2 protein-coding genes are annotated in these 1,448 nt (G+C 38.6%); both read left to right on the top strand.

Translation table 11 applies throughout. The annotated features are described in order from the left end of the window. Positions 1-76: 76 nt before the first annotated feature. Complete coding sequence (locus BMX40_RS19895) at positions 77-400, top strand: transposase (protein ID WP_090873210.1); 324 nt, start codon at positions 77-79, stop codon at positions 398-400. After that, complete coding sequence (locus tag BMX40_RS19890) at positions 397-1,272, top strand: IS3 family transposase (protein WP_090873208.1); 876 nt, start codon at positions 397-399, stop codon at positions 1,270-1,272. Before BMX40_RS19895 ends, BMX40_RS19890 begins: the two co-directional genes overlap by 4 nt. The last annotated feature ends 176 nt before the right edge of the window (positions 1,273-1,448 follow it).

Below are 1,448 nucleotides of genomic sequence, written 5' to 3'. Positions count from 1 at the left end.
TGAAGCTAGAATAAAAAGTGGATACCCTTTAACGAACATCATTTTAGGTTAAAATGATAATCATAGGAGGGGTTCCATGGGTGAACATCGGCAAAGGTATAGTGAAGAATTTAAAAAAGAAACTGTTAAATTTGCGCAAGAACAACAGCAAAAGAAAACAATGAGAGAGATTGCAGCTGAATTAAAGCTTCCTTTAAGTTGTTTGCATGATTGGATGACGAAATATCGTGAATTTGAAAATGAACCTGTTGCAGCTGAGGAACGATTGAAAAAGTTAGAACAACAATTGAAAGAAAAAGAACGCGAACTAATGAAAAAGGATAAGCAATTAGCAGATACTGAGGAAGAACTAGCTATTGTAAAAAAGGCGGTGCATATCTTCAGCAGACCAAAGCCATGAGGTTTGACTTCGTTGAAAACAATCGCTCGGAGTTTTCAGTGGTGAAGATGTGCAAGGTTTTGAAGGTTACAACGAGCGGTTATTACAAATGGAGGAATCGAAAGCCAAGCCAACAGGAATTGCGTAAAGAAAGGATCCAAGAACGTATTCTTTATCATTATCATGATTCAGAAAAAAGGTACGGTAGCCCCAAAATCACCAAACTTTTGGAGAAAGAAGGTTACACAATTACAGAGCGTACTGTTGGTAAGTATATGCAAGAATTGGATCTCCGGTCATGTGTTTCGAAGACGTTCAAAGTAAATACAACCAACTCAGATCATGATTATCCTATTGCCCCTAACATATTGGATCAAAACTTTAGCACCTTGGCACCGAACAAGGTTTGGGTGGCTGATATCACGTATATTCCTTGTAGAGAAGGGCGTTTATATTTGGCAAGCATTCTTGATTTGTTTACCCGAGAAGTTGTTGGTTGGCGACTTTATGGGCACATGGAGACGCAGTTGGTAATAGACGCATTGAACGATGCTTATGGGGCGAAAAAACCAGGTCAAGGTTTACTTCACCATTCAGATCGTGGAACTCAGTATGCCTCTAAAGAATATCGAGAAAAGCTAAAGGAATACCAAATGGAATCAAGTATGAGTCGTACAGGAAATTGTTATGACAATGCTTGTGCAGAATCCTTTTTTAGTATATTAAAAAAAGAGTTGATACAAGGTCGCCGGTTTCAAACGAAAAAACAGGCGTACACTGAAATCTATCGTTATATTGAGTTTTTTTATAACCGCAAAAGAATTCACGGATCAATAGATTATTTATCTCCAATTGAGTATGCAGAAAAATTTGATGAGGTGATTTCTGCATAAGTGGAGGATTGACATGTTGGTGGCTTGTCTAACTTAGCGACTAGCCAGATGATTCCGTGGATGGGTCAAGCGGTTTGGGCTTGACCCATCCACGGTGTCATCTACAATTAGAAAAAGTTAAGACAAGATTAACACCGTTTCGTTATTTAGGTGTCCACTTTCTTGACAGAGGTCCA

The sequence above is a fragment of the Oceanobacillus limi genome (genome assembly GCF_900111445.1).
GTDB classification, from domain to species: Bacteria; Bacillota; Bacilli; order Bacillales; family Amphibacillaceae; genus Ornithinibacillus; species Ornithinibacillus limi.
Note: the sequence above shows the minus strand (reverse complement) of the source record. Positions and strands in the feature narration are given on the sequence as shown.